This window comes from Nocardia sp. NPDC052112 (genome assembly GCF_040680135.1).
In the GTDB taxonomy this organism is placed as follows: Bacteria; Actinomycetota; Actinomycetes; order Mycobacteriales; family Mycobacteriaceae; genus Nocardia.
This window is the reverse complement of record NZ_JBFAWD010000005.1, coordinates 254896-271454: the sequence shown is the minus strand read 5'-3', so window position 1 is coordinate 271454 and position 16559 is coordinate 254896. Positions and strand designations below refer to the sequence as shown.

The window sequence follows — 16559 nt, the reverse complement described above, 5'->3', positions numbered from 1 at the left end:
ACCGCCGGTGCCGAAGGTGGGTCGTTCGGGGATACGGCTCGCGGCGAAAACGCTTCGGCCGCAATCAGCTCCGGAGCACCTGAAACATCGGCCGCACATACCACACAGCGCGCCGATCCGGAAACCGGTCAGGTGATGGATATGCCCGGCGGGCCCGTCGAGTCAGCCGCGCCACGAGCGGACTTCCGGGTGGGTGCGGGCAGCCAGGACGATGCGAGCGCGTCGCGGGCGCACCAGCCCGACGGCGACATCGGGGACGACGAGCGCTATGTCGTGTCCGGTGACGGTGACGACGAGTCTCACGTCGGGTCCGATGACGATGGGGAGTGGCCCGATGACGCGGGAGCGCAATCGCCACAACGGCTCCCGAGTGCTGCTGCGGATGCAAGCGAATCGTCGCTCACGCGCGCAGCTGCTGCTGACAGCGAAACAGATTCGGTCACAGGTGGTTCCGACGTTACTCGGACGGCCGTCGCCGACAGTGCGGACCGTGACGACGAGGATGACGGCGACGACGGCCGCGCCCCGACCGGGGGACCGGATACTAGGCGGTCCTAGGGCTGGTGGGCGGCCCGTACCGTCGAAGGACCCGAGAGATCCGGGGAAGGTAACCGCTTTCGGCTCCGGTCTCTCGCCACGGGCACAGGCGTTTGGTCAGGGTGTCCGACCGCCGGCTGTGTTCGATCCGGCGGTGGTGTTGGGTCTTTCGCCGCATCGGGCCCGTGGTCTGGATGGGGTCGGTCTCGGTTCACCCCAGAAGACGCCGAGCAACTGATCGCCGAGATCCGTGATCGGATGCAATCGGAATCCGGCCACCCCGATACGAGGCAACTCGATTCGGCGGCCGGCGGTCCCGACCTGGACGCCATGCCGGCTGGGCCGGACGAAACCGATTCGACCGCGAGCAGTTCCACGTCATCCGAGGACGCCGTCCCCACGAAGACCGTGATGGCGCTGCCCGGGACCAGGCCGAGTTGCACCGAGCGCAAGCCGGAGAATCTGATCCGCTGGTTCCGGCTGTTCCTTCGGATTGGGTGAGCGGCAACCGAGTTGCTATGCCCCGCGATCCCGGATCCGTCGGACCGGATACGGACGAACCGGATTCGCGCCCGCCTGTTGCCGGGGTCGACCAGGTGGCGGTCGGTGATGCGACCTCGGCGTGGGTGTCGCATGGCCGTTCGGGGCACGTCAATGATTGTGTGCCGGTGGCGTTGCGTGGTCTGGAGGGGGTGCAGCGCGCCGAGTTGGTGAGTTGGTCGGTGCTGGTGGAGGTGGCGGCCGCTGGTGGGCAGGCGTTGGCGGACGTGCTCGCCGATGGTGTCGGTGGGCTTTCGGCTGCCCAAGCGCAGGAGCGTCGAGAGTCGGACGATTCGGCGGAGCCGGTCGGTGACAGTTGACCGAATGGTCGTAGCGCACTGGTGAACCGGCGCGGGCTCTCGGCTATGAGGGCTCGCGTCAGCGCCGTTCGTCCTTGATGGCCTTGATCACTTCGGCGATGCCTGAATTCAACAGGGTGGTAAGCCGTTTGGTGTCGGCGGAGACCGCGACCGGTGGGCTGGCAGGGGTGATGGCGTAGCGGCCGTCGTCGGTGAGGTCTCGCCAGCCCAATCGGCTGCGGGCTACGCCGCGGGGACCGAAGCGGGATAGTCCCTGCTCGACTTCGATGATCCCCTCGCCGGTGGCGGGGGTGCGGAGGAATTGGTCGGCCAGGCGGTCGACGGTGTCGTCGAAGGTGTCCGCTACCAGCGACTGGCCATAGGAATAGTCCAGATCGGGGTTGCGGTCGCGCGGGGCGAGTACGACATCGGGGAGCTTGCCGGGGGTGGCATCCGGGAGTTCGGCGATGAGGAGATCCGCGAGCTCCAGTGGACCGCATTCGCTGATGGTGTAACCGCCGCTGTGCCAAGCGGTTTCGCCGGGCAACTGCTTCAGCAGATATCCGTAGCCTTCGCGGCGGACCGCGAGCAGGCGGATCTGGCTGTCGGCGTCGTCGAAGTCGCTGCCCCACCCGTGCAGTTCGATCCGGATATCCGGCCGCGCAACGATATCCAGCACCGGTGCGACATCGTCGATCCTGCTGCCCAATTGCGCACGGAGTTCCCGTTTCTCGCGTTGGAAGTCCTCGTACAGCGGCGTGCTGCTGGTGAAGATGAAGGGGGATGGAAGCACATCCGCCTCGATGGCCTCCCAAGCGACGACGAACTCGAGGTCGGTGAATTTCCAGGTTCGGGTCATTTCTCCACAGTTACTTCTCCACGACGGCCTTGGCTACCGCCGGCGCCTCACCCAGTGCCTCTTCCAGATGTTTGTTGGATTCGAGGTACTTGGGCCGCTTGTACTCCTTGCCCTGCCCTTGGCCCTGGCCGGCGCCCGCACCGGGAGAACCGGGCGCACCGCTCGCGGGCACACCGGCGCCCGGTATTCCGCTGAGGCGGCCGAGTTGCGAGGCCGGTCCGGCGGCGCCCGCCCGGGGGAACAACCGCGCCGCGTCGGCTTCCTTCTGCAGTGCGGCAGCCGCGCTGCCACTCAGCCCGGCACCACCGCCGATCTTGCTGGCACCACCACCGCCGGCACTCGATGCACCCGACCCTCCGGAGAATGCCGGCGCGTTGGCTCGGGCCGGCGTCAGGCCGCTCGCCGCTGCTTGCTGCGCGGCTTGTGCAGCGGCCTGCATCGCGCTCTGGGCGCCGCCGATACCTTGCTGGGCGAGCCCGGCCGCTTGGCTCAGACCATCCAAACCTGATGTCTGGGTGGCGGATTGGGTGGAATCAGCCGTGGCCGGAGTGGTTGCCGTGTAGTTCGGTGTCTCGGCCTGGGAGGTGGTGCTGTCGTCGACTCCCTGTGCGAGCTTGGACGGGTCGACCGAACTGTAGTTGGAGGCCGTGGTCGGAACGGTGCCGGTGCCCCCACCGCTGGGGGTGGTGCCGGTGCCTCCACCGCTGGGGGTGGTGCCGGTGCCGCCACCCTTGCCATTGGTGTCTTGTTTGCCATCCGGATTTTCGCTGGAGGTGGACTTCTTCGGAGTGGTTACCGGCAACTCGTCCATTGATGGAACGAACAGCGATGAAGTCTGGACGCCCTGAACATAGTTGTTTTCCATGTTCTGGCGATATATCGCAAGATTTCGTTGGTTTGTGGCCGCCATATCGACGTTATATGACGTGCTACCGGTCAATGGGTCGTCTGTGTATGCGGTTACCATCTCCGGCTTCGGCGGATCAGGTTTCTGAGGCATACCGACCTTGGTATTCGCAAGCCATTCCGACGTGTATTCGAGGGTCTTACCCATATCGGTGATCTGTGTAGCCAGGGCTTTTGCCTTCGTGTGGTAGTTCTCGACCGCTTTGATGGCTCCGTTTGCCCCGTGTGATTTCCACTGCGACTCGTCCACCGCGTACTGGGCGAGTGTTTCGCCGGTCTTTTTCAGCTCGTTCGCCATCGATTGCCACGCCAGCGCGGCGTCGAGCACCGGTTTGACCGCGTGCCCGGCCGTCTGACCGAGGTTGTACAGATCGCGCCACGACTGGCTGGCCGGGTTCTCGGAGTTCGGGCCGGACTCGAGCCGCCAGAGCTTCAGCGCTTCCACCTGAGTCTGATTCGACCCCATGGAATTGACGAGTTTGTCCGGGAGCTCGGCAGGCTTGACGATTTGACTGAGCGGCGCCCGACCCTGGGACGAATCGACGATCTGGTCTTCCGTCAGCTTCTTTCCGCCGTTGATGAAATCGCGGCTACCGAAAGCCACTCCTTGTTCTTCCAGCTCGGAAGCTGATTGTGGCTCTTTACTCTTGACGGGTACCCCTGGGTAGTCGACGTCCATATATTCGGTTTCGTGCTTACCGCTCTTCGGCATCTTGGTTTGAAATTTTCCGGCATCTGCGGCCGATTTCGGCTTGATCCGGTCGAGATCGTTGAGCATTCCTTTCTTCACGTCGGGATTCATATCGTGCGCGGAATCCAGGTCGACCTCGATATATTTCTTACCTGCGTCCTTGAACGTATTCAGCATTTCGTTCAACGCGGTGCTGTGCGTCTGCAACACCTCGCCCAGGCCGTGGCGAGTCCCATTGAACAGAGTTGCCAGCGCGGAGCCGGACTTCAGTTGACTCAAGGGGGCGAGCGGGTCCATGCCGGTGAGCTTCTCCTGGATGCGGCTGATTCCGTCGAGCGCTTTGAGGCATTCGTTGGCCGCCTTCGCTGCGGCAGCGGGTTCGAATCGGAGCTTTTTGGCGTGTACCTGCTCGGCGATGTCTTTCCAGGGGTCCTCGGCCTTCTTGCCTGGAGAATTGACCGGGCCGCGGACCTCGGGCGCCTCGCCATTACCGCCACCATCGATCATCGGTGCCCCCAGGTGCGGGCAGCCGACTGCGGCAAGGCCGTGGTACCAACCATGGGTCCGCTCCTGACTATCGCCGAGAATTCGATCAAGTCTGGCATGGACGTGTACCCGGCCCCATGATCCACTTCTCAGTGGTGGCAATACATTAACGTCTGGTCGATCTTCGGCCGCAGTACACTACTGCGACGAAACCCTTTGGGGTGTCGTGACGAGCCGGTACGTCACAAGCGATGAGGGGTGTTATGTGGACAGCCGCATCAAGGAGTGGCTCGATCTCGGTGGAGACCACTGAGCAGGGTTTGCCGGTCGGTATCACGGTCGAACGCGGTGAGTTGCGTCGTCCCCCTGCCGAGTTGGCGGCCGAGATCGTCAGATTGTGTAAGCAGTCGGCGAATCGAGCCGGTCTCGCGCGCCGGGCGGAGTTGCGGGAGGCGGGGCTGAGCAGTGATGTTCTCGCGTTGACCGGGCTGCCCAAGCCGGAAGATGTTGCCCGCCAGGAGCTCATCGAAGAATCCGAGTACGAGGTCGAGCCGCAGAGTTGGTTGCGGTCGGTATGAGTAAGGCGATGGACGACCTCGAGGCGCGGGCGCAGCGCAGCCTGGAACGGCTGCGCGACCTCGCCGATGAGATGGGTGCGGTGCGAGGCCGGGAAACCTCATCCGACGGAGTCGTCACCGTGGTGGTCGACGGGAACGGCGCGCTGCAGGAGTTGGAATTGTCGGCGGGGATAGTGAAGTTGACCCCGGCCGAGTTCGAGCGACTCGTGGTCGACACGGCGAGTCGTGCGGCGCACCGTGCTTTTGCCGAACGTGGCGATCTGGTTGCCGCGTTCAACGAAGAGGCCGCCGAGTAGGGGGCGCGTATCACGACAACGACCCCTTACCACCAGTGGGTGGTTCCGCCGAGGTGCCGCCGCGGTAACCCGCTACATTCAACAATGTGAAATAATCATGTTCCGGCAGCGAGGGTTTGCGATGAACAAAGTAGTAGCTACGACCGATGCCATCCGCCGGTACGGTGACGCCTCCGCGGCCTTGGCGACCGATGTCGCGCTGGCGGGAGCGACGAATCAGGTCGCGACCATGGCTGCCGCGATACCGGTCTTCGGGCTGATCGGCCAGGACTTCCTGGCCACCTTCGCTGTCGCCCAGGCCAACAACCTGACCTCGGTGGCGGAACTGGCGCATGTCCATGGAATGTCGGCGGTTGCCGCATATGAGAGCGCAGCCCTCTACGACGGTACCGAAGCCGCCGCTGCCGCCGATTTCGGCAGAATAAACCGCTGACCCATGAACGCGCCGCTGGACCAGTCGGTCGTAGACCTGTTGCGCCACAGTGCCGTTGGACAAGCAGTGAACAGGCCGGTGAACGATGTCCTGAAGGATCTGGGGCTGCCACAGTTGCCGCAGGTTCCGGCACTGCCGCCGATGCCGGAGTTCCCACCGCTACCGGTGCTAGATCTGTCCGTGCTGGCGAAACCGCTCACCGATCTGGCCGGCAGTTTCGGCACCGGGCGTATGCCCGCCGTGGGGCACGTCGGCTCCGAGGAACTCGGGGTCAATCAAGCGGCGGCCCCGGCGGTCAATCCGGCGGCGGCCCCCGCGATCGATCCGGTGCAGGCGCTGTCCCAGGTGTCATCGGTCGTGCAGACGGCGGTGTCGCTCGGCACCTCCGCCATGCAGATAGCGCAGATGTTGTGGCAGAGTGACGCAGCCACCGCCGCCGGTACGAAGGCGACTCGGGCCGCGGCGGACGGAACGGCCGTCTCGGAGCAGAGTGCGGAGACATCGGTCGGTGTCACCGCCGCGGCGGGCAGTGTCTTTCAAGGTGCCACGATGATGTCGGGGATCATCGCGAAGTTCATGACCTCGCTGGTGGCCGCGGCTCCTTTCCTGCCCACCCCACCCGGGCAGGCGTTCGTGGTCGCACTCACGGCCGATACTCTCGCCGAGGCCACCGCCTGCGTCGCCAAGACTCGTGCCGAACTCACCGTGCACAGCGCGGCCATGACCAAAACCGGAAAGAAGGTCCCGGTGACCGGAGCGCCGAAAAACGTCGATCCGTCACAGGCAGTGCAGCAGATGATGCAACTGGTGGGGCCGCTCGGTCAGCTGGCGACCGCGGGTGGCCAGGCGCTGCAGACCGCCCAGACCGCGCTGAATCCGGCGAAGGCGATCGCCGATCAGGATGTCGATATGGCGCGGGCACGCCATGAGGCCGAGCTGCGCAACCCCGGTGGTGCGCTCGGCGGAGGTGCGGCAGGTGTCGGCGCCCCGATAGTGGGAGGGCAAGCGCGCCAGCTGACTCCGTGGGCCGGTGTTCGCGGCGGCACCTCTTTCGGACCGGCGGGTGCCAGTATGCCCGCCGCGGAGACGGCGTCCGCTGTCCAGGCTTCGCCGGTGCGCGGTGCGGCCACCTCGCCCGGCGCGATGCCGATGGCGGGTGCGGCGGGTGCGGCCGGTGCGCGTGCGCAAGAAGAGCAAACGACCGAGGGCCTGCGCGGGCTACTGGTCACCGGGGTGCACGGCGACGAGGTCGTCGGTGCTGTCGAAGGTGTATCGATGCCGGTGGTCGGCGCACCCGAACAAGCTTCGGGGCGACTGGATTCCGATCCGCCGGACAAGGCACTCACCCTCTGACGGGAGATCATCATGGAATTCGAATCGACGCAGGCCCGCAAGTCGGCGACGGCATTGGACGCCCTCGCGGCGCGGCTCGAGGCCGACCTGCGCACGCGACTGCCGGTACTCGCCGTCGAACCGGCCGGGACCGACGAGGTGTCGGTGCGCGCCGCGCAGTCGCTGCGCTCGGTCGCCTCGTCCTATGACGAAGCCGCCACGGCGGGCATTCTCGAGGTCCGCAAGCTGGCCGCCACACTGCGTTCCCAGACCGATGTGATGGATCGGATGGACGACGACAACGCGGCCGGCTTCCGGGCGGTGAAATAGCAACGGGAGCAGGGATGGTCGAGCCGCCGGTAATCGGCTTCACCGGTGTGGTCTGGCCCGCCAGACCCACCGAACAGCTGGCACGTGATTTGACCACGGGTCGCGGCGCGGCGCCGATGGCCGAAGCCGGTACGGCATGGACGCAGCTGGCCACCAGCTTCGGCGCGGCGGTCGTCGAATACGACCAGATCGTGGCGGAGCTGCGGGAGTCGTGGCGGTCGGACGGCAGTGATCTCGTCCTGGAGCGGATCGGCAAGCTGCGTGATTGGCTCGTCGATGCGGCCGCATCCGCGGGCCGCAATGCCACCAGTGCGGCGGGCCAGGCCGCCGCCTATGAGGTGGCCAGGCTCGCGATGCCGCATGTCGCCGAGATCGCGGCACTGGAAGCTGTCAAACAGAGCATCGAGCACGCGGGTGCCGCGCTCGGCGCGCCACTGGTCGCCGCGGCTGCGCAGGTCGACAGCGAACAGGATCTCGCGAAAGCCGATGCCGCACGGGTGATGCAGAGCTATGAGTCCGCGACTACGCCGCTGGCGACTCCCTGGGTGCAGGACCATCCACCGGTGATCGCGACCAGTGTCGCACTGGACGCCGAGCAGAATGCGGCGGCGGCATCGACGGCCGCGGCGACGCCCGCGATGCCCGGCGGTCGTTTCCTGCCCGTCCTCCCGGGGCTGCCCTCGATGCCGCTGGTGCAGACGGCGTATCGGGCACAGACCGTCGCGCAGTCGGTGTCAGTGGAGGAAACCGTTGCGGCCCAACCGGTGCCGGTACCTGCGGAGGATGCAACCGGCCGGATGGTGCCCGGCGGAGGTATGGCCCCGGGCGGCGCGGGCATGGGCGAGGCCGAACGCACGGTTCGTGCGGGGGCCGCCCCGACACCGCGCCCCGGCGATGCCATGCATTTGGAAACCGGTATCGAGGCCGCACCGCCGGTGCTCGGCGGCGTTGCCGAGCAGAACGCGCCCGCACCGGGGAAGGCACAGGCATGACGACGCCCGGACGGAGGAGATCGATATGCCGACGTTGACGAACGACGGGCTGCTCGCCGTGTCGGATATGCTGGGCGTGCAGACCCTGCCGACCGTACTCGGGGCCTGCCCGCAGCAGGATTCGGTCGACGCCTGGCATGCCGCGCAACAGCAGGCATTATCGGATCTGCGCGGCGCCGGCCTGATCGACGGCTACGACGAGGTCGAGTCCGACCTCGCGGCCGCACTGCATATCCTCGCGCAGCCGGATCGGGAATTGGTGGCGCGCATCTACACCGAATCGGGACCGATACGAATCTGCCTGGCGCGCAGAGGGTTCGAACACGCGCTGGCCATTCGTCACGGCGGCGATTTCGATATTCGCACCACCTGGGCCGACGACAGCGGAACCGCGCTGTCCCGTCCGATACTGTCCGCCCTCGGCGCATGCGAGCCCGCACCCATCGCCAATTTCAGTGCGCTCGCCGAGGATCTGCGACCGTTGTTCGACGGCGCGACGACCTCGAGCGACTTCACCCAAGCGCTGTATTCGCTGGGAGTGGCCGACGAACGCGATGCGATCGAATTCGGGCTGGCCATGTCGACCTGCTTCGCACACGCCGAAATCGTCGCCTACGCCACCTCCGACGCGGTGACGACCCGGGCCCTCGGATCGGTCGCGGTATACGACACCGCACGCGGCCGCATCGTCGCCAGCCCCGGAGCAGCCCAGGACCTCCGGGTCTGGTCCACCTTCACCCCGGGCTCCGATCACCGGATCGCACAGTCGATTTCTGCTCTGATCGATTCCCTGCCTGGAGGAAGGTGGATGCCCTAGCTCACGCGCTGTCGAGGGCTGACTGTGCGAATTACCGGCAACACCAACTGAATACACCCGACACCGCAGAATGAGAAGGACTGAACAATGAGCAAGGTAAGTCTCGACGATGCCGCCGCCGCCCAGGTTGTGAATGATTTCATGACGGCGGTGGGAGAGATCAAGAAGACGATCAGCGGGATCGGCGACGACATCAACGCCGCCAAGCCCGGCTGGCAGGGTGACGCCAACACCGCATGCGGTAAGGCCGCCGATGCGTGGGCGGACGAAGGTGAGCAGTTGCGGCTCAAGCTCGACGACATGACGTCGAAGATCTTCGAGGGCGGCAAGACCAAGACCAGTGTCGATGCCGACAACGTCGACAACTTCACCAACCTGGTGTAACACCTCGCCGACCATCACATCCGAAAGGAACCGATATGCTTTACGACCCCAAATACCTTGTCCCACTGCTGGGGCAGCTCGACAACCATTACAAGAACCTGCACACCCAGATCGCGCACCTGGAGTCGGCCGCGGATAAATTGATCAAAGTTGCCTGGGAAGACAACGACTCGGCCATCGCATTCAGCAAGGCGCACAAGAACTGGGAGAACGAGTTTTCCGACACCGCAACGAAGCTCGAAAACCTGCGTGATGCAGTCGATCGGGCGCTCGGCAATGCCCAGCATGCCGACCAGAAGATCTACCAGAGCTTCGAAGGAATGTAGTCGCGTCGATTCCGAACGGCCCGTGCACGATCGCGTGCACGGGCCGGTGGCGTTTGTTCTGTCAGTAGGCCATAACCATTCCGGTATCGAGATACTCCATCTCCGCGGGAGTCGCGACCATGTAGACCGAGGTCTGCGCCGTCGCCGTGTGGACGGTGACCAGATTCGCCGTCTCTGGATCCTCGGTCAGTACAATGTCGGCGGTGAAGTTCTCGATTCCGTGACTTCCCTGCGGGCGCAACAGGATGACGGTCGCGTCGGAATGATGCGCGTAGGGAACGATACCGTCGTAGACGACCACCGTCGCCGACCGATAAGAACTCGCCTGCTGTGAACTGGCCGACCATCCGGCCAGCGATATTGCCTGTGGTGCATCGACTCTCGCCACCATGGCACGCCAGGCCTCATGGCGATTGGTGTGCACGACGACGGTCGCTCCCAGCGCGATCGCGCGCAGAATCACCTGTTTCACGATGAGCAGCGATCCGATGATCTCGACCCGGCGGATGTACTGACCGACCAGCGGCAATGCGACGCCCTGTCCGGAGAAATCGGCGCCGACGATCTGCCCGCATCCGGCGATCGGGGTGAACAGATCGGCCAGCGAATCCGGCGTTCCCAGATAGCTCTCGATCGGCAGTGCGGGCCCTTGGACATTGATCGGCAGCCGATCCAGCATGGCGCGACGGTGTTTACCGGACAGGGCGACCAGACCCGGACTCGATACCTTGGCCGGCTGATCGCGAGCATCGAAACGCACCGTCGCCGACACCGAGATGGTTGCCGGTCCGCGATCGGCCCGGTGGGTCGGAGTGCCGGTGGCGCGACGTAGCCGCAGGGTGACGGTGGTCGCCAGACTCGGGGTCGCCCATACCTCCGCCAGTCCGCGTGGGCCGAGCGCTTCGGGAGTCATACGGTAGGTGGCGGAATGGATTCCGTTGTGCTCGACGCTGTGCGAGGTCTCGTCGAGCCGGGTGAGGTCGGCATTGAGGGTGAGCTGGTGCACGGCCGCGGTGATCTCGGTCGCCGACAACACCGACACCGTCAGATCGCGGGCCGCGAGGCGGTTGGTCACGCGCCGGGTCGCGACGATCGCGGACCGCAATGTGCCGGCCGGGCCGCCGCCGCGACGGTCGATCGCGGGCGCATTGGCCAGCGGGTCGAACCGCAGCACCACCCATGCCGTGCGGTGCGCGACCGCGGGCAGCGGGCCCAGGATCTGCTCGTACAGCTGGGCCACCCGGCCGGCATCGGAAGTGCGCGAACCGGTGGTGATCACGTCGATCGAGTCGAGGTCGATATCGAATTGGCTCAGGCAGCGAGCGATTTCGGGCAGTGGCACCATCTCGCCGGTATTCAGGCCGCTCGGGCTCAGCAGTGTCACATTCTGCGGCGGCGCGTCGATGCGCAACATGGTGATCAACCGGGCACCGTCCCAGCGCATACCGTAACTCCCGCCGTCGAGAACCGGTACGTCGAACGGGGTGTGCTGGGTGTCGGATCCCCAACGCTGGGAATGCCAGCGGAAAGCGAATGCGTCCGCGAGGGACGCCGCCGCACAGGTGCCGCGCACCCGCACAAGCCCGATCAGTGTGACCGCCATACCACCGGCGGCTGCCGCGTACCAGGGTGCGCCACAGGCGACTACCGCGAAGGCGACGGCGATCGCGACCAGGAGTACGGGAACCACCAGGCGTAGCGGTAACACCCGGAACAACCAGAATTGCGGTGAACTCAGCGGTGGGGCAGCGTGTTGCGCCGCGGGGCCGGCAGTCGTCGTCGCCATGCGCTCATCATGGACCGAACGTCGGTGGCTTCGCTACTGTAGTCACCTCAGGTGGGTATACCCCCTCGTCCCCCCAGATCTGTTTCGGAGGAATCGTGCCGGCCCAGTTGACTACACGTGCCCAGGTCAACGGATACCGGTTCCTGTTGCGCCGCTATGAGCACGCGCTGGTGCGCCGTGACGTCCGCATGCTGCACGATCCGATGCGGTCGCAGTCGCGCTCGCTGATCGTCAGCACGGTACTCGGCATCCTGATCATCGCGGGCGCGGCGATCCTGTCGTTCCTGCGTCCGCAGGGTTCCATCGGCGACGCGAAGATCGTGATGGCCAAGGACAGCGGCGCGCTGTACGCGGTCGTCGACAACACGTTGCATCCGGTATTGAATCTGGCTTCGGCCCGATTGATCACCCAGAGCAACGAGACGCCGACCTCGGTGAAAGAGTCCAAACTCGCCAGTATGCCGCGCGGTCCGTTGCTCGGGATCCCGGGCGCCCCGGCGACGCTGCCCGGATCCTCGGCGGGCAACCGGCCGACCTGGACGCTCTGCGATGCCGTGCCGTTGTCGTCGGCGGGCAGTGCCACCGGGGCCTCGGGCGCGGAATCGACCGTGATCGCCGGTGGACTCGACACCTCCGCGGAAACCGCTGCCCGGCCGCTGAATCCGGCACAGGCACTCCTGGCGACCCGGGACGGAAAGACCTTCCTGATCTTCGACGGCAAACGTGCCGAGGTCGACCTGAAGGATTCGATCGTGGCCAGGGCACTCGGGGCGGGCAACGTTGCGCCGAGGCCGATCAGTGCCGGTCTGCTGAATGCCACTATCGAGGTACCGGCCTTGACCCCGCCCCCGCCGATCGACCGAATCGGTGAGCACGGTCCGGGCCGGTTGTCCGATGTTCCGGTCGGTGGTGTCATCCGGGTGCGCGGGGTCGATTCCGATGCGCTGTATGTCGTGCTCTCCGCCGGGGTACAGCGGGTGTCGCCGTTTGCCGCCGAGATGATCCGCAACGCGAATTCCCAGGGAATGAGCGAGATCACGACCGTGCCGCCGGATCGGCTGGTCGGCGTTCCACTGCTCACGGTGCTTCCGGTCGACCACTTCCCGAAACAAACGCCCGTTATCGTCTCCGCCGAGAAGGCGCCGGTCGGATGTGTGTCCTGGTCGGCGAATGCCGCGGGGGAGGGGGCGGTGGTGACGGTGCTCGCGGGACGTGAGTTGCCACTGGCGAAGTCGTCGGTTCCGGTCGAGCTCACCACCGCCGATGGTATCGGTGACCGCCTCGATGCCGCCTTCATCCCCCCGAGCACCGGGGAGTTCATTCAAGCCGTCGCGATCGGTTCCGACAGCGAGCGTCGCGGCACGCTGTTCTATGTGGGCGACAACGGTGTTCGCTATGGCATCCCCGACGCCGAAACGGCGAAGATCCTCGGTTTGGCGGACAAGCCGCTGCCGGCCCCGTGGCCGATCGTCGGTCAGCTGGTTCCCGGGCCGACCCTGTCCGCCCAGCAGGCCCTGGTGAGCCACGACACTTTGTGAGGTCCCAGCAACGGCGCCGACTACCCTGCTAGTCCAGAATATTCGCGAGTGCGTTGCGCATATCATCCGCCTCGATGCGCATCAGGACCGCCTCGTCGATATCGGTCAGGTCCAGGGTCTCGTCATTGGCCAGTCGGAATTCGCGCTCCTCCTCGGCCGATTCGATGAGGTTGCGGATGAAACGTCCGTTGCCGACCAGGTCGATGCCGCGGCGCGGTTGGCCGTTCTGGTCGGTACTCTGGCGGTTGTACAGCTCGGTGCACGCCTCGACCAGTAGGTCGAGCGCCTCATCGGTGATCGACGAATCTCGTTTGCGCGCAATGTATTCCCCGATCTCGCCCAGTTCGTCCGGTGTGTAGGAATCGAACTTCACCCGCTTGGCGAACCGGGAGGCGAGACCGTCGTTGGCCGCCAGCAGCCGATCGATCTCGCCGTCGTATCCGGCGATGATGACCACCAGGCGGTCCCGATCGTCCTCCATACGGGCCAGCAGGGTATCGATCGCCTCACGTCCGAAGGCGTCGCCGCCCTGCAGACCGGACTGCACCAGGGTGTAGGCCTCGTCGATGAACAGCACACCGTCCATCGCGCTGTCGATCAGCTTGGATGTCTTGATCGCCGTGCTGCCCAGATGCTCGCCGACGAAGTCGGCGCGCTTGGCCTCCACCAGCGAGTCGCTCTTCAAGAGGCCGAGCCCGCAATAGATCTTGGCGACCACCCGGGCGACCGTCGTCTTGCCGGTTCCGGGCGGGCCGGTGAAGGCCAGATGCTGGCCGCGCGGCGCGCTGGCCATCCCCTTACCGGCGCGGATCTTCGCCAGCTGTGCGGTGGCCTGCAGTTTGGCCACCTGGGTCTTGACCGCTGCCAGGCCGATCTGTTCGTCGAGTTCCGTGCGCGCGGCATCGAGAATCAGCTTGGCCTTGTCGTCGCGCTCCTCGCGATCGATCTGCTCGGCCGACGGTGCCGAGGACGGATCCCATCGGTTGGTGCGAGCGTCGATCCGTTCCTGGGTGGTGGTCGTGATGCGATACCTGCGGTCCCGCATCGCCTGCGCATTGGCCTCGAAATCCGGAGCCTCGGAGAACACCTTCTCGAACAATGCCTGTGCCTCGGTCTCATGTCCCGTTTCGCGCAGGCACAGGCCGCGGCAGAATCGAGCGGAGACCGCGGCGGCGGGGATCGGGCCCTGCTCGGCCTGCTCCATACGGCGGATGGCCTCGCCGAACAGTCCCAGCTGGGCGCAGGCGGTGCCGACCATCACATGTGCGGCCGCGGCCATATAGGGGTCGTCCCACTCCGCGGAGCCGGCCAGTACCGTCATCACATCGGACCAGCGCTGGGTCTGATAGTGCAGCGAGCCGCGGACATATGCGCAGATGCGGTCGTCGGCCGAGCGATCCTCTTGTGACAGTTGAGATTTGCGATGCCGGGCGAGGTCGTCGAGTACCCGCTCGGCTTCGTCGTAGTCGCCGTCGGCGATCAACGTCGCCGCCTGTGCCAACGCGATCTCGACGAAACTTGCGAGCGGATAGTCGATGTACTGGCCTATCACGAAGCGGCCGGCGAGCTCGCGGGGACGCAAACCGAGACGGCGTTGTTCCCGGAACAGGGAAGTCGAACTTGTTTTGTAGAGGTTGAAAATGACCTCGCGGGTGACCTCCCCGGCCGCCGCGCGGCCCAGCCACGCATCGCACATCTCGGGGTCCCATTCGGTTGCCCGGGTGAACGCGAGCTGGGCATATTCCAGGTTACGGGTGGATTCCTGGCCGTCGATGGTAAGGCCCAACGACAATACGCCGGCGTCGAAAGCGCGTTGTGCTTGGCGATTGTCAGTCATACGGGAGAGCCCCCAAAGCGTGCGATGCGGACGAGATTTGCTCAGCATACGACAGGCGCAGGTGTAGATTGAGGGCCTTATCCAGCTCGAGAGCGTGATTGAGGAGCCTGCAGACTCGTGAGCGAGCCTTCGACCGGGAGCGTGGGAGCCGCGGTTCCGGAATTGTGCCGTGTTTCGATCATCGGTGGAAATACCCAGCTGGACATGGGGTTGCCCGCGACCGTTCCGATCGCCGCGTTCATCACCGATGTGGTCGGACTGATCGAATCTCGCACACCGGATCTCGCCCCAGATGACGAGGGCGCCCCGCTGCGCACCGAGCACTGGACTCTTGCCAGGGTTGGGCACGATCCGATCCCGCCGAACCAAACCTTGACCGACGCACAGATTTTCGATGGTGAACTGCTCGTGCTGCGCTCGGTGACGGCGAAGGAATCCCCGGCGCTGTTCGACGATGTCATCGACGCGGTGTCCCGGCTGACCACGGAGTCGTTCCGCGGTTGGTCACCGGTCGCGGCCCGCTGGACGGGGCTGATGACCGCGCTGGCCGGGATATTGGCGGCGATCGGGCTGCTGGTGGTGGCCAAACAGGACGGTACCAGTGGCTTTCTCGGATTTCTCCCGCTCGGCGCCGGTATCGCCGCCGTCGTCGCGGCGGTGATCGCGATCCGCCAGTACGCGGCCCAGGTGACCGCGATGATGCTGTCGCTGTTCGCGACACTGCTGTGCGCCGCATCGGCGGCCCTGTTCGTGCCGGGTGATCTCGGCAGTCCGCATCTGCTGCTGGCTTGTGCCACAGCACTGTTCGTCGCCGTGATCGCCTACAGCGTCACCGGTGTCGGCGCCATGCTGTGCGCGACGGTGACCACCTTCGTACTGTTCGGCGGATTCGCGGCGCTGGTTCGCCTGGTGTGGGACGCCGGCACACCGAAGATCGCCGCCGGGGTACTTGTTGCGGCACTGATCGTCATCACCATGGCACCACGGCTCGCGGTCGGTGCCGCGCGGCTGCCGGTGCCGCCGGTTCCGACCGCGGGCGGCGCGATCGACCCGGCCGATCACGAACCGCGGCCGACAATCGCCGATATCGGCGCCATCGGCGCGACCGCGCTGCCGTCGGCGGCGGGCCTCGAACTACGGGCCAACGCCGCCAACCACTATCAATCCGGTCAGTTGCTCGCCAGCACGCTCGCGGCCTTTCTCGCCGCGGTGCTCGCCGCCGATCAGCTGGGGACCGCGCGATGGCAGGGTGTCGCGCTCGCGGTCGTCGTCGGACTGATCCTGTGCCTGCGCGGGCGATCGTTCGCGGACCTGGTCCAGGCCGGGACGCTGATCGTCGGCGGCGCCGTCACACTGCTCGCGGCGCTCGTCACCGCCGGGCTCGGGCAATCGTCGTATCTGGTGCCGATCGCCGCGATCGTGCTGGCGGTCTCGGCGGCGATGATCGCCTTCGGTGTCATCGCACCGCACACCGAGTTCTCGCCGGTGGTCCGCAGGGCCGGCGAGATCTTCGAATATCTCTTGATCGTCACTATCATCCCGCTGGCGCTGTGGATCATGGATCTCTACTCGGCCGCTCGGAATCTGTGACC

At 65.7% G+C, this 16559-nt stretch carries 18 protein-coding genes; 13 read left to right on the top strand and 5 right to left on the bottom strand.

The features are described 5' to 3' along the window. Window positions 1-162: 162 nt before the first annotated feature. Window positions 163-303, bottom strand: coding sequence for a hypothetical protein (locus AB0L58_RS12150; RefSeq protein ID WP_364385315.1), 141 nt, complete (start codon window positions 301-303; stop codon window positions 163-165). Window positions 304-795: 492 nt separating this feature from the next. On the opposite strand from AB0L58_RS12150, the gene AB0L58_RS12145 reads away from it, so the two are divergent. Beyond that, window positions 796-1038: a hypothetical protein gene (locus AB0L58_RS12145; RefSeq protein WP_364385312.1), complete on the top strand. Its 243-nt coding sequence runs from the start codon at window positions 796-798 to the stop codon at window positions 1036-1038. Window positions 1039-1055: 17 nt separating this feature from the next. Continuing rightward, window positions 1056-1397, top strand: coding sequence for a hypothetical protein (locus AB0L58_RS12140; RefSeq protein WP_364385309.1), 342 nt, complete (start codon window positions 1056-1058; stop codon window positions 1395-1397). Window positions 1398-1455: 58 nt separating this feature from the next. Here AB0L58_RS12140 and AB0L58_RS12135 read toward each other — a convergent pair whose 3' ends face one another. Together AB0L58_RS12135 and AB0L58_RS12130 are read right to left on the bottom strand one after the other, a co-directional pair. Beyond that, entirely contained in the window at window positions 1456-2235 is a 780-nt protein-coding gene (locus tag AB0L58_RS12135; RefSeq protein WP_364385306.1) for an ESX secretion-associated protein EspG, read from the bottom strand. Window positions 2236-2245: 10 nt separating this feature from the next. Further along, window positions 2246-4339 carry a hypothetical protein gene (locus AB0L58_RS12130; RefSeq protein ID WP_364385303.1) on the bottom strand — a complete coding sequence of 698 codons (2094 nt, stop codon included), beginning with the start codon at window positions 4337-4339 and terminating at the stop codon, window positions 2246-2248. Window positions 4340-4617: 278 nt separating this feature from the next. On the opposite strand from AB0L58_RS12130, the gene AB0L58_RS12125 reads away from it, so the two are divergent. From AB0L58_RS12125 to AB0L58_RS12085, 9 genes are all read left to right on the top strand, one after another. Next, window positions 4618-4896 (top strand): hypothetical protein, encoded by a 279-nt coding sequence (locus AB0L58_RS12125; RefSeq protein ID WP_364385300.1) that lies wholly within the window; start codon window positions 4618-4620, stop codon window positions 4894-4896. Beyond that, complete coding sequence (locus AB0L58_RS12120; RefSeq protein WP_364385297.1) at window positions 4893-5192, top strand: YbaB/EbfC family nucleoid-associated protein; 300 nt, start codon at window positions 4893-4895, stop codon at window positions 5190-5192. Before AB0L58_RS12125 ends, AB0L58_RS12120 begins: the two co-directional genes overlap by 4 nt. A 121-nt stretch (window positions 5193-5313) precedes the next feature. Then, a complete protein-coding gene (locus AB0L58_RS12115; protein WP_364385294.1) occupies window positions 5314-5625 on the top strand; it encodes a hypothetical protein in 312 nt (103 codons plus the stop codon). Between the two features lie 78 nt (window positions 5626-5703). Further along, window positions 5704-6978 (top strand): hypothetical protein, encoded by a 1275-nt coding sequence (locus AB0L58_RS12110; RefSeq protein ID WP_364385291.1) that lies wholly within the window; start codon window positions 5704-5706, stop codon window positions 6976-6978. Between the two features lie 12 nt (window positions 6979-6990). Then, the gene (locus tag AB0L58_RS12105; RefSeq protein ID WP_364385288.1) at window positions 6991-7287 is read left to right on the top strand and encodes a PE family protein; all 297 of its coding nucleotides are present in this window, start codon (window positions 6991-6993) and stop codon (window positions 7285-7287) included. Window positions 7288-7301: 14 nt separating this feature from the next. Next, on the top strand, window positions 7302-8279 hold the full coding sequence (locus AB0L58_RS12100; RefSeq protein WP_364385285.1) for a PPE domain-containing protein: 978 nt from the start codon (window positions 7302-7304) through the stop codon (window positions 8277-8279). Window positions 8280-8304: 25 nt separating this feature from the next. Then, window positions 8305-9096: an ESX secretion-associated protein EspG gene (locus AB0L58_RS12095; RefSeq protein ID WP_364385282.1), complete on the top strand. Its 792-nt coding sequence runs from the start codon at window positions 8305-8307 to the stop codon at window positions 9094-9096. A gap of 87 nt (window positions 9097-9183) precedes the next feature. Beyond that, window positions 9184-9480: a WXG100 family type VII secretion target gene (locus AB0L58_RS12090; RefSeq protein WP_364385279.1), complete on the top strand. Its 297-nt coding sequence runs from the start codon at window positions 9184-9186 to the stop codon at window positions 9478-9480. A gap of 35 nt (window positions 9481-9515) precedes the next feature. After that, entirely contained in the window at window positions 9516-9806 is a 291-nt protein-coding gene (locus AB0L58_RS12085) for a WXG100 family type VII secretion target (protein ID WP_364385276.1), read from the top strand. A 61-nt stretch (window positions 9807-9867) separates the two neighbouring features. Here AB0L58_RS12085 and eccE read toward each other — a convergent pair whose 3' ends face one another. Continuing rightward, a complete protein-coding gene (eccE, locus tag AB0L58_RS12080) occupies window positions 9868-11592 on the bottom strand; it encodes a type VII secretion protein EccE (protein ID WP_364385273.1) in 1725 nt (574 codons plus the stop codon). A 107-nt stretch (window positions 11593-11699) separates the two neighbouring features. Here eccE and eccB point away from each other — a divergent pair, with 107 nt between their 5' ends. Continuing rightward, window positions 11700-13130, top strand: coding sequence for a type VII secretion protein EccB (gene eccB / locus AB0L58_RS12075; protein WP_364385270.1), 1431 nt, complete (start codon window positions 11700-11702; stop codon window positions 13128-13130). A 28-nt stretch (window positions 13131-13158) separates the two neighbouring features. Here eccB and eccA read toward each other — a convergent pair whose 3' ends face one another. After that, window positions 13159-14967, bottom strand: a complete 1809-nt coding sequence (eccA, locus tag AB0L58_RS12070) for a type VII secretion AAA-ATPase EccA (RefSeq protein WP_364385267.1) — start codon at window positions 14965-14967, stop codon at window positions 13159-13161. Between the two features lie 117 nt (window positions 14968-15084). On the opposite strand from eccA, the gene eccD reads away from it, so the two are divergent. Next, window positions 15085-16557: a type VII secretion integral membrane protein EccD gene (gene eccD / locus AB0L58_RS12065; RefSeq protein WP_364385264.1), complete on the top strand. Its 1473-nt coding sequence runs from the start codon at window positions 15085-15087 to the stop codon at window positions 16555-16557. Window positions 16558-16559: the final 2 nt, after the last annotated feature.